Below are 17,668 nucleotides of genomic sequence, written 5' to 3' on the forward strand. Positions count from 1 at the left end.
CATTATGTACTATAATATACAAAATGACTAAACATAAAGAAATTATCATAAACCTTCAAAATCTAAACCACAATCTAATATCAATTAAAAACCATATTCAAAAAAGAGAATTAGTAGCCACACTCAAAGGCGATGCTTATGGACACGGACTTATTCAAACATTCAAATTCTTAAAAGAAAAAGGGGTAAATTATTTTGGTCTCTTTTGGATAGATGATGCTTTAAAGCTTAAAAAAATAGATAAAAACGCAAACATACTGCTCTACATTAACACAGACAAAAATGCAATAAAAAATCTAGTTAAATTCAATATCACACCTTTTGTTGCTGATTCTCAATACTTATCACTAATAGAACAAGAATGTAGAAAACAAAATAAAAAAATTAAGATTCATTTAAAAGTTGATGTTGGAATGAACAGATATGGTATTAAAATAGAAGATGCTCTTAATCTAGCAATCCAAATTCAAAATTCAAAATCAGTAGCATTTGAAGGAATTTGTACACATTTACCAACAACAGAAAATACAAAAATTACCCAAACACAAATCGAAAAATTTATTTATTTCATAAATGAACTTAAAAGCAAAAATATAAATCCAAAATTTATTCATGCTTCCAACTCAGAACATATAGCAAACTACAAAATAAGCGAAAAATTTAACATGGTAAGACCAGGACTTATTTTATATGGATATCATCCAAATCCAAACATCTCAAACAACAATTTACAACTTAAACCCGTACTAAACTTATATTCAAAAATCATATTTCTTAAAAATATAAAAAAGGGAGAACAAATATCATACTCTGGTCTTTTCACCGCAAAAGAAGATATGCAAATCGGACTTATACCAGTTGGATATTTTGATGGAATTCCACAAAATACATCTAACAATTTTTATTGCATAATAAGAAATAGAAAATGCTTCGTTAGAGGAAAAATATGTATGAATATTTCAATTATAGAAATACCTAAAGATCTAAAAATCACTATAGGAGAAAAAGTAGAAATCATTTCTGAAAGATTAAGCTTAAATATACTTAGCAAGGAATCTGGCATGAGCACATACGAAATACTTTGCTCCATTGGAAAATACGAGAAGAAAAAATATTTATATTAAATTACCTAAAGAATTAAATTTTTGAAAATCAACTAAATTACCTTTACTATCATAAATCCATTTATAAACCGAAATACCCCCAATATTATCCCTCAGTCTTAAATCTGGACCATGATGTGTCTTTTTTGAAAGCTTGCCAAACTTATTGTACTCATATTTATACATACTAACACCATGAATATCATCTTGTAACTGTCCTAGACTACCAAAATTTTTCTGACTAATCAATCTATTTTGTTTATCATACTCATAAGTATACTCAAAAACAGCACTCCGATCCGCAACCAAAACCCCACTCTTAGAATAATTACTCTTCAAGATCACATTGCCATTAACATCATATGCAAACCTATATCTAAAAACACCTGCAGCATCATCTATCGGATTATCAAAATCTCCATAATGCTCTTGGGACTTAAGAAGTCCATCTTCATTATAAGCATATCTATAAATCATAACCCCATTAGAATCACTAATTAAATTAAAATTTTTATCGAAGAAAAGGCTTTCAATTAAATAAAACTTATTATCATACTTATAACTATAAACCGCAATACCTTTAAAATCATCCATTATCTCACATTTTTCTTCATAACTAGCAGGAATATCACTATTATAATTCTTATTTATTTTATTACTATAGTTTATTATCCTTTTTTCATTATTTTGTAGATAAAAAATGGTTTTTCTCATCGCATAACCATTTTGACTAACAATTAAATTATTGTTAGCATCATAATTATACTCCTTATAAAAATAATCCTTTTCTTTTAAATTATATTCATATCTATATATTGCTACATTATTCTCATCAGGGGTCAAGTTATTCTTAATATCATAATTTAAAACTTCAATAAGCTTACCATCAAAATCATAACGATATGTCTTTATTGCAACAGAAAAAGGGTTTGCATACAAAGAAAATACTTGCTCTAAATATTCTTCTTTTACAATATTATGTGTACTATCATAAGTCAATCTAAAACCATATATTCCATTCTTAGCCTTTATGTTATAATTATTATTATCGTAATATAAAACTGTTTTTGTACGATCAGAATCATTATAAATAACTTTAGTATAATAAACATCATTTAAATCTTTAATTTGAAAACCAACCTCACTAAACCTATAAACATAAAAACTACTATCATCATTATAAATAAAATGGTAATAAGCAACTCCATACTTATCCCTTATAATCTCATTAGATTTATTATAATTAAAAATACTCTTAGGTCTGCCATTTGGAAAGTATTCTATTTGTTCAACATAAACATCTTTTGAATTTTTAGCAGCAAAACCTCCATTTAGAAATAATCTTCTCTCTATATCCTCAGAATGTTCTATTTTAATCTGACTTACACCAAAAAAAGAAGGCATTAAAATATTAAGTTTGCCAATATAATCAACAAATATAAGCTTACCACCATCATAAGTGAATTTATATCCACATTCTTCCTCAGCATCTTCCTTACTGATCTCATATTTCCCAATTACCCTATAATTAATATCATAATCAGCAAACCTATAGTAAATTTCTTCTGAAAAAAGAGCATAAGCCACAAACAACATCACCAAAAACATAACCATTCCTTGATCAATCAATCTTATTTTGATAGATTTATTATACAATAAGTTAGTACAGGAGTTTAAGATGGCAAAAATTTCGAAAAATGCCCAAAGAAGTGGTTCTAAAGAGCTACTAAGCAAGTGGGGCGGAAAAATTATAATGAAATCTAAATTTGAAAATGGCAAAATAAAACACTATGCTGAATGCCAAGCCTCAAAAAATACAGCAAGAAGACCTAAAGATTTATTTTAAAATTTATTTTTTATTGAGTTTATCTTCAAATTTCATCCAAGCTTCATCTTGCTCGCTTTTAGTATAAGTTCGACTTAAGGGCTGTCCTTTAGGGGTTCCCTTGCCCTTTTTAGCATAGGAATTCCTAATTTGTTCTCTTAACTCTTCCCTTTGTTTTCGTCTTTTATCTAGCTGTCTTTTTACTCTCTCGCCTGGATCAAAAAGCCCAGCATTATTTTTAACCATAGCTTTAGAATTTAATCTAGATAAAGCCTCTTTATAACTTTGCTGCTTCCCTGTTAAGAATAATAAAAGTCTCTTTAACAAAGGTAGATCCCTATAAGCAGAATTTAAAATCTTTGACAAATCCACTTTATAAATCCTATAAAGTGGTAAAAATGTATTACTATTCTTAAAATACTTTGCAGCTTCAGTTTTTATTATATCCTTAAGATGAGTCTGGATATTTTGCGTTTTAGAAACCCGTCTATAATGCGAAACAATAAAATCAAGAAATACAACCTTATTTTTTAAGCAATAATCATTTATATCATAATTAGCAATGAATTCAATCAACGTTTTCTCAAGACCTTCCTCCGTCAGAATAGTAGAAGAATTCTTACCGTTACTCAACATTTTTGTAAATTCATTTTTTAACCTATCCCTAATATCAACTAAAATTTGATCGAATTCTTTTAAAAACATAGAATAAGCACAAGGCTTATATAAATATATACCATGTTTAATACTAAATATTTTGGGTAATGAAGTATTAATATTGGATTCAAAAAAGTATTCATTAGCCATCTTTAAAAAATGCTCAGGGTCAGATAATCCTCCAGAATGCTCTTGAAGAATATTTTTAAATTCTTCTATATTAATAAATCCCGGTTTAAACTCTATTGCTTTTTCAATTGATTTCAAAGTTTCATCAATTTTAATGCTTTCTAGATTTCTAGCTTCTTCTAAGCTCTTCTCATTAACAATATAAAGATTTAATATTTCTAAAAAAGTAAAATAATGTTTAGAAATATTAACACCTTTCTTACTTAAGATCTCATCTTTATTTTCTAAAATCCCTAAAAGAAGATTATAAGCAACCCCAACACCACTGATGCCCTCATCCAAAATTCGATCATACTCACTAAGCTTTAAATTTTTAGCTCTCATAAAAACATCTTTAACTATTCTGTTAGAAGCAATTCCGAATAAAATTCTTTTCATAAATTCAACAAAATATAAGGCTTGTCCTGAAGGAATTATCAATGAATTTAACACAAATATCTTCTTCAATGAATAATTATCTTGAAAATATTTAAGATTAACGTCTGAATTTGAAAGAGTAACGAATTCTTTCTCAAAAGCCAACAAACTCTTATCTATATTTCTAGTTGTAAGCAAAGTACTAAAAAGCTCTATTCCCACATAATGCTTTAAAAACAAATCATCTATAGCATAATAATAAAAATCATAACTATTCTCATTTGTTATTATGATTTTATAAGGCACCAATTCTCCATTCGATGTCGACTGATTAACAATAATCCCCCGCCTAACCTCATAAAGCTTGCGAAATAATAAATCTAGTTCTCCTTTAAGAGAACGAATTTTAACAGAATAATCTTCGATAAAATTAGCATAATTTATGACATTTTGCTTATGCTCCAAAATAATTCTTAAAATCATTTTCTGAGCATCTGAAGAAATCCCTATCTGAGAAATCAAAATATCCAATTCCTTATCATTTAGATAGAAAATTTCGGGTAACTTTTTCATCTTATACTTCTAATCTCCTCATATGCAAAACAATGATAACATAACATAATAATAGCATATTGACAAATTTAATGGAATTAAAAAACATCAAACAAAAATGAATTATATAAGATATATAAAAATAAAAAAAGAATAGAAGGCCCTCTGCTAAAAAATCCTCTAAACCTCACTATTAATAACAAGATTAAAGATACGGCAAACATAATACTAAAGTCAGCAAGATAAATATCACTCATAAGTACTGGATTTACAAAACTATTACTAGACAAAATAAATCCAATATTAAATATATTACTTCCAATGATATTGCCAAGAGCGATTTCTGACTCCTTTTTAATTACTGCAAAAAGAGAAACAACAATCTCTGGAATGCTGGTTCCAAAAGCTACAAAAACAATTCCAATAACCTTTTCACTAATATTAAAAATATTGTGTGCAACGTATATTGAACTATCTATTAATAACTTTGAGCCTAAATATAAAAAACATATACTTAACAATAAAAGCAAGGTATTTAAAAATAAAAACTTAAACCCATAATCACAATTAAGATTCTCTATATCTTTTGTAATAGAATTACATTTTTTCTCTTCTCTGTAAAATAAAAATAAATAAGATAAAAATACAATTAAAATCAACAATGCACTGGTTCTATAATAAGGTACCTTAAAAAAAGACAAAGTACCAAAATCAAAAGAAAGCAATAAAAGAAGAGACATCAATAAAAATAAAATTATAAAAGAAAATTTAAGCCTTTTATAATCAGTTTCAATCTTTAAAAAAAGCCCTGTTAAAGGAAGCGCAAGTAACATATTAATGATATTACTACCAATAATATTAGAAACAATAATTTCATTCTTACCCTTAAGAGATGCTATCAAACTTGTAAAAAGCTCTGGAGCACTTGTTGATAAAGATACTATTACAACCCCGATTAAAAGATTAGGGACTTGAAAATAAGCAGCAATATTAACAGAACTCTTTAAAAGATAATTCCCACCAAGATACAATAAAAATATTCCTAGTATTACATAAAAAAAATGGATATATTCCAAAAAAATCTCCTTTCATAAAAATTAAGAAAAACCTAAAAACTCGCTTAAATTACTCTTAACCATATAGTAAATATTAGATGCATTCCACAAACTAAAGCCATTACCTAAAGACTCCTTAACCCCTCTTAATTGATGGGAAAAATACTCTAAATAAACTTTTTCACTTACACGACGTTCCGGCCCAAGCAAAAAAGCTTGAACATAAGGCCTAATTATAACATTACCCGAAGAGAATACAGAAGCTCTGTTACTCCCCTCCCGATAAATTTTATAAGCCCTGGTAGTATAGTATAACTCATGCTTCAAAAAATCATTAGTATAATGAGAAGGATAAAACATTGGAGAGATAACATCAACATAATCTGCAATCATAGAAATATTTTGACCAATACTATTCGTAATAAACCATCCATTATTTCCGTAAATATCAATAGAAATAGGAATAGAAATATTTTCCCTAGCCATAATTAAAAAAGATTCAAGAGCATCAATTGCTCGCATCTTATATTTATTAAATCTTGAGGTTATAAGAGATACAGGCCCATCCGTTGGAAATCTAATATAATCAAACTGAATCTCATTAACGCCAAGAGACTGAATTTCCTTTGCAATAGATAAATTATAATCCCACGTGTCTTGAGAGAAGAGGTCTACCCAATGTTCCTTTTGAAGAGATTTAAAAAAACCACCATGCTTAACTTTTACAATGTTTGCCCAAGGCTGATTGGTCTTTTTATTCCAAAGAGCATATTCACAATTATTATAAAAATAGAGCTTCGAATCTTTAAACACAACAACTCGAGCAATAACATATATTCCAAGTTCCTTTGCTTTATTTAAGATATAAGGAACATCTATCAAATTTTTAACAGCCTTTATCTTGTTTGGCAAAGCCAATTTACTTGAATAGGTTAAAATACCACTATCATCTTTAAAATCAATAATAACAGCATTCATGCCTAATCTCTTTATAAATTCAAATCTCTCATCAATAGCTGTTTTGTTCCGGAGAGTATAAGCCGTTAAATAAATTGAACCCTTATTAGAAGCAAGATTCATCCTTTTTGACTTTTTAAAAGAATCTTCCCCATAAACAGAAAAATGACCATCAAAAGTCCATTTACCATTAACATAGGAATAAAAATGATTATCATAAGTTCTAACTAAAAGCTTTTCCATCTTTGCATCCGACAAGTCAATAATACGCACTATCTGTTTTTTAAAGGGAAAATCTAACTGCTTCACAACCCCTAGAACCGTATTAATTAAAATAATATCTCCATAAATTCCATAAGAACAATACAACTCATTTGCATTGTTTTTTGAAAACTCTATTGCACTAATCATATCATAATAACCAGCACCCAGATATGTTTTAGAAATGAAAGAATTTAGACTTTTAAAATTTAAATTATCATTAACACTTAAATAAAGCCCACTATTAGAAGTGCCAATAGCAATATGCTTATACTCTCCTCGGGATAATGCACTTGATGTAATGTAAGAATTTTTATTAAATTTTTCATTGCCAACTAATTTTATAAAACTTTTAAAATAATTATGAGAAACATAAACAGAATCACCAGTCGTTAAAAGAGAATTTGGGGAATAAAACTCCTCATAAACAGAAGTTATTCTCTTAGGCACAGGTTTTGCAAAAGGATATACCCACCTGGTCTCTAATCCTTTAGGCTCAACCTTAAATATAGTATTATTATGCTTCTTATATAAAGCACCTTTATGAATAAAAAATAAATCACCTTTTTTAAAATACCTAGTCTCTTCTGATGAATGCAAATGAAAACACAAAAAAAAATAAGAAAATAACAAGCAAATTATATACAAAAACATTATACATGCATTAAGCTTCATATAAATAACATCCAACCTTTTTAAAATAAATTTGAAAATAATTTATTAAAAACAAATATTATTTTAACAAATTATTGAACTTACTATTAAGTTCTTCCATAAAGTTTTGTAATGTTACTTATCTTTTTGCTTAAATCAACACTCAAATCACTACTCAGTATCCTAAAATTGTCAAGCATTGTATCAGACATATTCATCCTAAAATCAGCTATCAAATCAAGATAATCTTTCATTGGAATTATTACACTATTTGCAACACTAGCCATTGCACCTCTTATCATATCCCAAACAAAAGTATCTTCACTAGTATTGAAATAATCAAAAATATATTTTTTATGCTTATTATCAATAGAACTAACAAATTCACGAATAGTATTATTCTCATGGCTACCTGTATAGACAACACAATTTCTTATATAATTATGGGGAAGATATAGATTATTAGAATCAAAATCAAATGCAAATTGCATAATTCTCGTTCCAGGAAAACCAAAATAATCCCTTAACCTAAATGTATCTCCACGATCTCTTACAAGGTCTTCAACCCAAATTTCTAAATCATTAATCTCATTTAGAACATGTTTAAAAAAATCTTTCCCGGGACACTTCACCCATCGTCCACTCAATGCCGAAGATTCCTCTGCAGCAACCTCCCAAGTTGATACAAATCCTCTAAAATAGTCGATTCTAACAATATCCACATATTTACGTAGAAAATCAATACGATTAACCCACCATGCATAGTTATCTTTTCTTAAAGCCTTCCAATTATAAGCTGCATTGCCCCAAAGATATTCTTTCCTAGACAAGCAACCAGAAGGCACACCCGTTACCTTATCTTTACTTGCATCAAACTTTAACTTAAAATACTTTTGATGTGCCCAAACATCAGCAGAATCATAAGACACAAAAATAGGAATATCACCTACTATTTTAATCCCAGCAGTATTAGCATATCTTTTTAAAGCTTTAAATTGTGAAAAAAAGAAATATTGTAAAACTTGCTGGATCTCTATCTCAACCTCAAGAGTTTCTCTAAGCTTCGTTAAAGACTTGGTATCTCTTTTTAAAATTTCTTTACTAAATAAAAGATTAAAAGTTTGTGGGGATTGAAACTTAGAGTAATACTCTTTAAAAGCAATAAAACTTGCAAAATCTAAAAGCCAATAAGCAGCAGATTTTTTAAATTTCTCAAATGCATGCATCTCATCAACTGTTGCTCTACGCAAAAAATTTAAAGCAGCATTTTTTAAAACAACTTCCTTAGCTTTTAACTTATCATAATCAACATATCTATCTTCCAAGCACTCAAGAGTGCTTAAGCTTACATCAATAAACCTATCAATAGCACTTAAATCAATATAATTGATATTACCAGCAAATGCAGAATAACTTGAATAAGGAAATCCTATAAAATCAGAAGGCGAATAAGGCAATATTTGCCAATAACTTTGCGATGAAGCTACAAGAAAATCTATAAATTTATATGCTCCCTTTCCTAAATCACCAATACCATACTTAGATGGCAGAGAACTAATATTTAGCAAAATTCCACTTTTTCTTTTCATTTTTTATACCTCAAAACAATTGACTATTTAATTAATTTCTTAAAATAACTATACATATACAATCATTATAACTAAAATATAAAACTCCCAAAGCATTATTAAAAAGATTTAACGAAATATTTCATAAAAAATATTATCTCAATTATGATATAATTCGTTAAATGAATGTTAAAGCTGTCATATTATTGTATTTAACAAACACTCTAGTATTTTCAGCTGAAATATTAGAATTTAAATACACTAAAGGATCTAAATTCAGAATAGAAACTACAGATAATCAAGAAATCTACCTCAATGAAATACTTAATTCAAAAACCAAGACTAATATCCAAGTATCAAGCGAAGTAAAAGATGTCAAATATGACTTTGCAGATATTAAATCTTACTTTAGAGTGTTAAAAAGAGATAATGAGAGCGACGTTTACTTACTTAAAGAAGAATTTGAAGGGAACTTCAGTATAAATAAACAAGGCGAATATAAGATCAATAATGATCAAAAAAGACCTTCTGTTAGAGGCATTCCAAGATTCCCAAAAACACCCATAAGCATAAATGAAACTTGGACATATCCAGCCGAAGAATATATCCAAGCCTCTGAGATTTCAAAAGAAATAAAAGATTTTATTACAAAATTTGATGTAAATTATGTGTATAAAGGCAAAGAAAAAATAGACGATAAATATTACGACATAATTCACTCAAATTATGAGTCTAAATATAATGTAAAAAACATATTATTCTCTCAAAAGGTCAATCAAATAATCTATTTTGATTCACAATCAGGCAACACATATAAATATAACGATACATATGTATTTCAAATAAAAAATGGCAACAATAATATCAAAATGATTGGAAACTCATCTGGAAAAATAATCTCTATTGAGTTGCCAAATGACAACACAATAGAGAATGACGTGAAAGAATATATTAGCACAAAACAAATAAACTCTATTAACATAGAGAAAAATGAAAATGGTATCAAATTAAGCTTAGATATTGAATTCTACCCTGATTCTTTTCAAATCATTAAAAAAGAATATAACAAGCTAAAACACATAGCCAATTTATTAGAAAAGTTTAAGAATAACAATATTCTAATAGAAGGACATACAGCAAAGTTTGGAACAGAACAAGCAATGCAAGAACTATCTGAAAAAAGAGCTCATTCAATTGGAAACTACTTATTAAAAATGAAAGTAAAGAACAAAAACCAAATATTTTTTAAAGGATGGGGTGCTAAAAAACCTAAGTATGCAAGCTCATCTCCTTTAGCATCAAAAAATCGGAGAGTAGAAATTACAATTCTAAACAATTAAATATTAAACTGATCGTCTGCTCTTCTTTTCCTTTTTGGTTTGACAACTTATACACAAAAACGCATAAGGAATAGCTTCAAGTCTCTCTCTTGCAATATTCTTATCACAAGCCAAACAATTACCATAAGTATTTTGGGAAATTCGATAAAGTGCCTGATTTATTAAATGAAGCTTTTTTTTCTCGACTGAACTTAAAGCTTCAAGATTATTGCCATCCATATTGTCAAATGCAATATCAATTATATCCTTTAAATGCATATCATTATTAATGATCTCTCTCTTACTATCTTCAACAGATCTTATAGAATTTAGGATTTCTTTTTTTGATTCTAAAAGAAAATTCCGCATCTTTTCAATAAATTCATGCTCAAAATTACTTTTCTGCATGATATTACCTCCCTATAATAAATTACAATTTTTAAAAAACTCCGTGTAATTATATAAACAATCCCATGTAATGTAAACTAGTACATTAATTTCTAGTAAAAAATAATTGCAATGATAGTCCTAATTGTGTACAATTTATTCTGTTACACAAATAACAAGGAGGCATTTTGAACACTAAAGAAGAAGCTATTGAAACTGAAGGTATTGTTAAAGAATCTCTACCTAACACAATGTTTAGAGTAGAACTTAAAAATGGGCATTTAGTTTTAGCTCACCTATCTGGAAAAATGAGGAAACATTTTATAAAAATAGTTCCTGGAGATAAAGTGAAAGTTGAGTTATCACCTTATGATCTTACAAAAGGAAGAATAGTATATAGAGAGAAATAAATACTTATATAAAGTTAATTTAAATCAATTAAAAGATTGACTTTACTTTATATCAAATTATCTTTAACAGAGACAATAAAGTTTTTATGAACCCATCCCTGAAGTCCATGACTTGTTTGAATAAGAACAAAGTCATCTTTTCTATTAAGTACATAAACACTTATATTTCCTTTTAAAAATCGCCAACTTCTTGAAAAATTATCAGGAACTTTATAAAGAGAAACCAGATCCCCTCTAATAATTCCAATTTCAGATTGCTGATCAACATAAAAATAATATGTTTGAAACAACGTAAAACACGTTACAGATAAAAGTAAGAATAAAACAATTTTCTTTAAATTTTTTGCATAAAATTTATAAGAAATAATAACTACTAAAACATTTATTAAAATTAAACTAATAATAAAGAAAATATTAGACAAAGTGAAACTATTGTTTCGAATATTTTCATTAATTCCATTCTTAGCCTCAATAAAATCAATCACCTTGTAAAAGGTATCATTACTTGGTGATGCAAAAAACGATTTATAAGCCGAATAAATTGCATCAAAATATCTATCCATTTTACTTAAAATAAGAGCTCTATTTAACCACAATCCTGAGTAACTTGGATTCTTTTTAAGAATATTATCAACTTTATTAAGAGCATCATCATAATTGCTTGACTTATAATCCTCAATTAAATCATTTATATTATCTTCTGACAAAGAACCATCGTTTATAGCATTAAGACTAACAGCAAGGGTTAATATTAAAATAACAAGCCCACAACCTGATGCAATAAAGAATTTTTTATATTTAATAAAAATAGCTAAAGAGAATAAAATTCCCGGTATCAAAATTAAGTAATAAGCAGGCACAAAGAATAAAAAAGTTTTGTTCTTATATTTTAAAATATCATGGTACGAAAGCAAACTCAAATCTGAGAATAACTCTTGAGGAGAATCATTACTCTTTTTAAATTCTCCGGAATATTCATATTTCAGTCGTTTACCATCAAGTTTATAGACCTTCCCATCATCAGGATCTAAATAAGAAAAATCACCAATATTTAAGAATAAACTACCCTTATGATCTGGCTTAAGAGTATATATCTTAGATATGCTACCCTTATACCCATATTTTGAAGGTTTGAAATTATAATTTTTTTTATTATAAATAACTTTAGAGTTATAAGTCTCAATTTCTGGGAAACGAATATGTGGTAGATTTCCTTGTCCTGTAATTTTTATTAAAATAGTAAAAATATCTTGATTAATTAAAGTTGAATTGGGAAATTCATAGTCAATTTTAAAAGTTCCAACGGCTAAAGATTTAACCTCATCAGGTATTGGTTTAACTTTTAAAGAAATCCCAGGACTCATACGGGCAATATTTTCACCTATATTAAAAGAAACACTGGGAATAACAACTCCCTTTGAGCCCCTAAGAGGAGTTAAGATAAAATTATAAAGGGGTACATCCAATATTTCTTTACTATTAAAAGTTCTATACTTAATATTTTCAAATATAGGAGTCCTATCAATCATTGCATCTTTAACAGCGTTAAAAGAACTGGCAATAGACTTCAAACTGTTATTCACAAGCCAATTGGAACGCAAAACAAATCCAACACTCTGATACTCATAAATTTCTTCTCTATCAAAATCCCAATATAATTTAACTGGCAAACCAAAGGACTGAAATTCATCTTTTCTTAAAATAACCACTTCAAACTCTGAACTTAAATAAACTTCATCACGATAAGCCACTTTTAATGAAGGAATCTTAACAAATCCCGGTTTATCAAAATCATATTCAATCTTTATTTCTGTAACTAAATTATCTCCATCTGGCACCTTAGATATTGAGGCTATCTCGGTGTTTTCATTTATATCTTTACTTATTTTAAACTTTAATGACTCTTCATCAATATCTTGAGGTAGATTTAATCTAATAACGTGAACAACCTTAGAACCTTGAAGCACCTTAGTTGATACCAAATAATCGGTACCAGACAAAGAATAAATTTTAAAATTTATAAAAAATAAAACTGAAAATATTACCAATCTTCTCGTGAAGATACAGTTTTTTCTTCTGCACTCGTTAACCATAAAACCCTCTCAAGACCTTCAATATACCTTAAAAAATTTTCATTATTCTCAATAAAACTTTGACTTCTATTAACACTTAAATTATTTAAATCATCTGGAATGGTTCTTCTCTTAATTATTGCAAGTTCAAGATTATATTTAGCATTATAACTTACAGGATTGATCCTTAAAGCTTCTTTAAATGCCGTCTCTGCTTTCCGATAAAGTCCTTGATTATAGTATATTATTCCCTCATTATAGTTTATATTAAAATTCAAAAAAAAATCATTATCTCTTTTTGCATACGAAAACATCCGAAGAGAACTTTCATACTCTCCTAAAGAATAATATACAATTCCAAGATTATAATAACCCCACGCAGCACCATGCTTATCATCTACAAGATTATAATAAGTGGAAATCGCACCCTGATAATCGCCTCGAATATACTCATAATTACCAATGGCCATAAGAGACATAGCCCTAATATTAGAACAAGATAAACAAAACGCAAATATCAAACTCATTAACAAACAAATTAAAAAGTTTCGTCCCATTTGATAACCTTAACAAATACATACAATACTATAAATAAAAAAGAAATGGCTAAAAAAATCTTATATCTTAAAATACCAATAAGCAAGATATCACTTGAACTTTTTTTCATCATATCATTCCTTATCTCATTAATAACATAATTAGTCCCCTTCAAATATAAATTATAATAAGAACCCTTAAGAGAAGACGTTAGAAGCTGCAAATTATCCTCATTAAGCATGGATTTTACTATATTGCCGTCTTTATCTTTAACGCTTAAATTATTATCAAGCAAAGGAGATGGATTATTACTTCCAATTCCAATTACAAAGCTTGTAACATTAAGTGCATCAACTAACTTAGGAAAACTATAATAATTATTCTCGCCCCATTCATCTCCATCCGTCAAAATTATCAAAAAATTATAATAAGAATCATCTTTTATCCTCTGTATGGCACTAAAAACTCCCTCACCTAAAAAACTGCCGGGAGAACTTATTAATCCAGGCTCAATATAATTTAATACCTTATGCAAACTAGCTTTATCCTTAGAAAATGGCAACACTAACAAAGACTTACCTTTAAAAATAGTAAGCGAGCACTCAGCATTCTCAAAATTATTTAAAATTAAACTAATAAAATTCTTAGCACTCTCAAGTCTGTTAATCGACTTGCCCTCATCAAAGGTTAACATACTACGAGAAATATCAAAAACAAAAGATATCCTTAGATTTGCTCTCTCATCCTCAGTAGCTTTTTGCCCCCAAGAAAGATCCAAAATAGCAACAATTAAAGAACCCAAACTCAATATAAAAAAGAAAATCATAAGAATTTTCTTTATATAATAATTTTTAATATAAGCATTATTAACATACATAAGACTTAAAGTCTTAAAAAATGAGAGTGCTTTTCTAAAATTATAGATATACACAAAAAGAACTAAAAATAAAATTATAAACAAGTAAAAAGCATAATAATTGCCTATACTCATAACACCTCTTTTAAAAAGACTTTAGAAAAAATAAAATAAAGGATTAACAAACAAAATATTATTAATAGAAATTCATTGTAAACATCATCATTATCAACCGTAATTTTAACCTTTCTCTCCACATTTTCCTTTTTCGAAAAATCCTGGATTGCAAGTTTAAATGAAAAATCATCATTTACAGAATAAAAAAGCCCTCCTGTCTTACTTGCAATCTCAAGAAGCATACTAGAATCATAAACCTCTCTTAAAGTACCTTGATAAAACTTGCCAGACCTTAATTTAAACCCAACACTAAGCTCTTCACTGCTACCAATTCCAATAGAATAAATTTTAACATTTAATCCTTGAGCAAGATTTATTACCTGATCCTTATAAACTTCATCTGAATTAACTACACCATCTGTTAAAACAATAACCGATCTCTTAGGTGCTTCAGAATGCTTTAAATGAGAGAGAGCAATAGAAACCCCAAGTCCCAAAGCAGAACCATTGCCAAGATCCATAATGTAAATGTCATCTAACTTCCTAGAAAAAAAATCTCTATCAATTGTAAGTGGAACTATTAAGGAAGCCTCTTTTGCAAAAGCTACTAAACCAATATTGTCATTTTCTCTTTGATAAGCAAAATATTTAATCAATTCTTTTGCAAATTCAAGTCTATTTTTAGATGAAAATTCAATAGCACCCATGCTAGGAGATATATCCAACACAATAACAATATCAGCTCCGCTACTAAGATAAGTCATTTTTTTCTTCGAAATAGAAGGACCTGCCAAGGTTAAGATCATAACTGTTATTGCTAAATAGAAGAAAGTATAAGTTACGAAATATAATAAATTCAATCCATAATCCCTTAATTTTATAGAACCAAAGTTTCCATAAATAGATATTGGAAATTTAACTTTTCCTCCTCTACGCTTAAAAAAATGGCTAAAATAAATTATTACTGGAAGAATTACAAGTAAAAATAAATATAAAGGCTCATTGAATGTTAACATTATCACCTCTATTAAATTCTTCAAAATTAAAAGCCGCTTTCCTTAAATCATCTAAAACAAGCGACAGATTTCCACCTGATAAATTAATCCCACTAAACTTGCTAAAATCAGAAAGTCTAAGCATATTAACAAAAGTTGAACGAATTTCATAAGGAACGTTAAGATTTTGCAAAATTTCAGAAATTTCTGTCGTAGTAATTGCATTAAAATCAAAACCTGTTTTTTTAGATAAATAAACTCTTAAAGACGAATTTAATAAATTATAAAAGACAACCTGTTCTTCATCACTCTTAATATAATTAGATAAAATAATCAATTGTTTCTGAAAAATTCTATAAGGCTTTCTCAAATTATGCTTTATCATTAAAAACACTAATAACTGCTTTATAAGCTTTAAAAATTTAATAAAAAAATAAGGAACTAATATAAGAGCTAAAATAAAAATAACAAAATACGTACTTGTTCCTGGAAGAAAAAGCACTCCCTCTATATCTTGAATCTTAAGAGAATCATCATCTGCAATTAACTTACTAGTATTTATTTTTATGTTATTAAGAATTAATTTAAAAGATTTATCATCACTTACAATATCTCCAACATAAATGTGTGGAAGAGTATTGCTTCCGACATAAAATGAAACAAAATATATTATTATCTCCCCGCTCTCAGGTCTGTAGAGAAGTGAATTAACCTCAACAAACTCATTCTTAATTTCTTCAAACTTCGCAGGAACAAATTTCTCATTCTCGCCAAGAATTAACGAAAATTTAAGCTCAACAGTATCTCCCACATAATAACGAGTTGGAATAAATATCTCATTTTTGAGCTCATAAGAGAATAAATTAAAAGACAAAAAAGACACAACAAAGACAATTGTATTCCTCAAATACTATTCTCCTTTTTTAAAAGAGCTTTTAATTTCCTAAAAACATCATCTTTTGTACTAATTTCTATAAAATTAATACCTCTCTTTATACATTCTTTTCTCCATTTTATTTTATCTAGTGTCCAATAATTTTTATAACTATTCAATATCGTTTTACTAAATCCTGAAGCCAAAAAATCCTCACGGGTTTCAATATCTTCATAGGTTAAAACTCCATATTGAGGAAGATTTTCATCAAAAAAATCTGTAAGTCTTATTGCAATAATATTATGACGTTTACTAAGAACAGTTAAAGATTTAAAATAATCATTGGCCTTAAAATCTGAAATAATGATAATTAAAGATCTTTTCTTATAATATTCGGCTGTATTTTTAAATACATAAGTTAAATTACTCCCTCTTTTAAGCTGCCTATTTATTGTCTCATTTAAAATTCGTCCTAAATGCGAATGTCCCTTTCTAGATGAAATAAACTTATCCGTCTCACTTGAAAAAAAAGTTATACCTATCTTATCATTATTAAAAAATGCCATATGAGCAAAAATAGAAACTAACAAATCCTGAATTTCTTTTTTATTAACCAAGCTTCCCAGACTCATTGAAAGAGAATTATCAACGAGCAGATGAAGATTCATTCCCTTATCTTCCTTAAAAACCTTTGAAAATATGCTATCCGTCTTTGAACTAACGTTCCAATCAATTAATCTAGCATCATCCGTCTCTTCATACGGTCTAAACTCATGAAATTCAAGGCCAAGCCCCTTAAAAATAGAACGATATCCACCAAAATTAAGCTCCAAGAGCATTTTTCTGGAGAAAAATTTTAAAGCTTTTATTTTAGTTTTAGTGCTCGCATTTGATTCATCACTATATTGCATATTAAATTTAAA

The 17,668-nt window shown here is 28.0% G+C and carries 16 protein-coding genes; 4 read left to right on the forward strand and 12 right to left on the reverse strand.

Translation table 11 applies throughout. From position 1 onward, the window contains the following. The first annotated feature begins 23 nt into the window (after positions 1–23). Positions 24–1,124, forward strand: a complete 1,101-nt coding sequence (alr, locus tag bhYOR_RS00765) for an alanine racemase (protein WP_025399507.1) — start codon at positions 24–26, stop codon at positions 1,122–1,124. Here alr and bhYOR_RS00770 read toward each other — a convergent pair. Then, entirely contained in the window at positions 1,116–2,711 is a 1,596-nt protein-coding gene (locus bhYOR_RS00770) for an RHS repeat domain-containing protein (RefSeq protein ID WP_025399508.1), read from the reverse strand. The genes alr and bhYOR_RS00770 overlap by 9 nt on opposite strands. A gap of 70 nt (positions 2,712–2,781) precedes the next feature. Between bhYOR_RS00770 and bhYOR_RS00775 the strand changes: the two genes are divergently transcribed. Then, positions 2,782–2,949, forward strand: coding sequence for a hypothetical protein (locus tag bhYOR_RS00775; RefSeq protein ID WP_086936058.1), 168 nt, complete (start codon positions 2,782–2,784; stop codon positions 2,947–2,949). A 3-nt stretch (positions 2,950–2,952) separates the two neighbouring features. On the opposite strand, the gene bhYOR_RS00780 is transcribed toward bhYOR_RS00775, so the two are convergent. The 4 genes from bhYOR_RS00780 to malQ all read right to left on the reverse strand — a co-directional run bounded on the left by bhYOR_RS00780 (position 2,953) and on the right by malQ (position 9,199). After that, complete coding sequence (locus tag bhYOR_RS00780; protein ID WP_025399509.1) at positions 2,953–4,704, reverse strand: hypothetical protein; 1,752 nt, start codon at positions 4,702–4,704, stop codon at positions 2,953–2,955. Between the two features lie 77 nt (positions 4,705–4,781). After that, complete coding sequence (locus bhYOR_RS00785; protein ID WP_025399510.1) at positions 4,782–5,759, reverse strand: calcium/sodium antiporter; 978 nt, start codon at positions 5,757–5,759, stop codon at positions 4,782–4,784. A gap of 21 nt (positions 5,760–5,780) precedes the next feature. Then, positions 5,781–7,631 carry a putative glycoside hydrolase gene (locus tag bhYOR_RS00790; protein ID WP_038446142.1) on the reverse strand — a complete coding sequence of 617 codons (1,851 nt, stop codon included), beginning with the start codon at positions 7,629–7,631 and terminating at the stop codon, positions 5,781–5,783. 86 nt (positions 7,632–7,717) lie between these two features. Further along, complete coding sequence (gene malQ / locus bhYOR_RS00795; protein ID WP_025399512.1) at positions 7,718–9,199, reverse strand: 4-alpha-glucanotransferase; 1,482 nt, start codon at positions 9,197–9,199, stop codon at positions 7,718–7,720. Between the two features lie 161 nt (positions 9,200–9,360). On the opposite strand from malQ, the gene bhYOR_RS00800 reads away from it, so the two are divergent. Further along, the gene (locus tag bhYOR_RS00800; RefSeq protein WP_025433978.1) at positions 9,361–10,518 is read left to right on the forward strand and encodes an OmpA family protein; all 1,158 of its coding nucleotides are present in this window, start codon (positions 9,361–9,363) and stop codon (positions 10,516–10,518) included. 3 nt (positions 10,519–10,521) lie between these two features. Here bhYOR_RS00800 and bhYOR_RS00805 read toward each other — a convergent pair whose 3' ends face one another. Next, the gene (locus bhYOR_RS00805; RefSeq protein ID WP_025399514.1) at positions 10,522–10,905 is read right to left on the reverse strand and encodes a TraR/DksA family transcriptional regulator; all 384 of its coding nucleotides are present in this window, start codon (positions 10,903–10,905) and stop codon (positions 10,522–10,524) included. 167 nt (positions 10,906–11,072) lie between these two features. Here bhYOR_RS00805 and infA point away from each other — a divergent pair, with 167 nt between their 5' ends. Then, positions 11,073–11,294 (forward strand): translation initiation factor IF-1, encoded by a 222-nt coding sequence (gene infA / locus bhYOR_RS00810; protein WP_012537936.1) that lies wholly within the window; start codon positions 11,073–11,075, stop codon positions 11,292–11,294. A gap of 47 nt (positions 11,295–11,341) precedes the next feature. Here the strand turns inward: infA and bhYOR_RS00815 are convergent, their stop codons facing one another. From bhYOR_RS00815 to bhYOR_RS00840, 6 genes are read right to left on the reverse strand one after another with little or no spacing between them, the layout of a single operon-like run. Continuing rightward, positions 11,342–13,342 carry an SH3 domain-containing protein gene (locus bhYOR_RS00815; RefSeq protein ID WP_025399515.1) on the reverse strand — a complete coding sequence of 667 codons (2,001 nt, stop codon included), beginning with the start codon at positions 13,340–13,342 and terminating at the stop codon, positions 11,342–11,344. Continuing rightward, on the reverse strand, positions 13,336–13,923 hold the full coding sequence (locus bhYOR_RS00820; protein WP_025399516.1) for a tetratricopeptide repeat protein: 588 nt from the start codon (positions 13,921–13,923) through the stop codon (positions 13,336–13,338). Before bhYOR_RS00820 ends, bhYOR_RS00815 begins: the two co-directional genes overlap by 7 nt. Next, entirely contained in the window at positions 13,905–14,894 is a 990-nt protein-coding gene (locus tag bhYOR_RS00825) for a vWA domain-containing protein (RefSeq protein ID WP_025399517.1), read from the reverse strand. The genes bhYOR_RS00820 and bhYOR_RS00825 overlap by 19 nt, the downstream gene beginning before the upstream one ends. Continuing rightward, on the reverse strand, positions 14,891–15,892 hold the full coding sequence (locus tag bhYOR_RS00830) for a vWA domain-containing protein (protein ID WP_025399518.1): 1,002 nt from the start codon (positions 15,890–15,892) through the stop codon (positions 14,891–14,893). The genes bhYOR_RS00825 and bhYOR_RS00830 overlap by 4 nt, the downstream gene beginning before the upstream one ends. After that, a complete protein-coding gene (locus tag bhYOR_RS00835) occupies positions 15,876–16,778 on the reverse strand; it encodes a hypothetical protein (RefSeq protein ID WP_025433979.1) in 903 nt (300 codons plus the stop codon). The genes bhYOR_RS00830 and bhYOR_RS00835 overlap by 17 nt, the downstream gene beginning before the upstream one ends. Further along, positions 16,775–17,656 (reverse strand): DUF58 domain-containing protein, encoded by an 882-nt coding sequence (locus bhYOR_RS00840; RefSeq protein WP_025399520.1) that lies wholly within the window; start codon positions 17,654–17,656, stop codon positions 16,775–16,777. The genes bhYOR_RS00835 and bhYOR_RS00840 overlap by 4 nt, the downstream gene beginning before the upstream one ends. Positions 17,657–17,668: the final 12 nt, after the last annotated feature.

It is taken from the genome of Borrelia nietonii YOR (assembly GCF_023035795.1).
GTDB classification, from domain to species: Bacteria; Spirochaetota; Spirochaetia; order Borreliales; family Borreliaceae; genus Borrelia; species Borrelia hermsii.

Coding starts and splice junctions, on each gene's coding strand:
- bhYOR_RS00820 (WP_025399516.1), bottom strand. CDS start 13,923: ATGGGACGAAACTTTTTAATTTGTTTGTTAATGAGTTTGATATTTGCG.
- bhYOR_RS00830 (WP_025399518.1), bottom strand. CDS start 15,892: ATGTTAACATTCAATGAGCCTTTATATTTATTTTTACTTGTAATTCTT.
- bhYOR_RS00770 (WP_025399508.1), bottom strand. CDS start 2,711: ATGTTTTTGGTGATGTTGTTTGTGGCTTATGCTCTTTTTTCAGAAGAA.
- bhYOR_RS00805 (WP_025399514.1), bottom strand. CDS start 10,905: ATGCAGAAAAGTAATTTTGAGCATGAATTTATTGAAAAGATGCGGAAT.
- malQ (WP_025399512.1), bottom strand. CDS start 9,199: ATGAAAAGAAAAAGTGGAATTTTGCTAAATATTAGTTCTCTGCCATCT.
- bhYOR_RS00825 (WP_025399517.1), bottom strand. CDS start 14,894: ATGAGTATAGGCAATTATTATGCTTTTTACTTGTTTATAATTTTATTT.
- bhYOR_RS00790 (WP_038446142.1), bottom strand. CDS start 7,631: ATGAAGCTTAATGCATGTATAATGTTTTTGTATATAATTTGCTTGTTA.
- alr (WP_025399507.1), top strand. CDS start 24: ATGACTAAACATAAAGAAATTATCATAAACCTTCAAAATCTAAACCAC.
- bhYOR_RS00800 (WP_025433978.1), top strand. CDS start 9,361: ATGAATGTTAAAGCTGTCATATTATTGTATTTAACAAACACTCTAGTA.
- bhYOR_RS00775 (WP_086936058.1), top strand. CDS start 2,782: ATGGCAAAAATTTCGAAAAATGCCCAAAGAAGTGGTTCTAAAGAGCTA.
- bhYOR_RS00780 (WP_025399509.1), bottom strand. CDS start 4,704: ATGAAAAAGTTACCCGAAATTTTCTATCTAAATGATAAGGAATTGGAT.
- bhYOR_RS00840 (WP_025399520.1), bottom strand. CDS start 17,656: ATGCAATATAGTGATGAATCAAATGCGAGCACTAAAACTAAAATAAAA.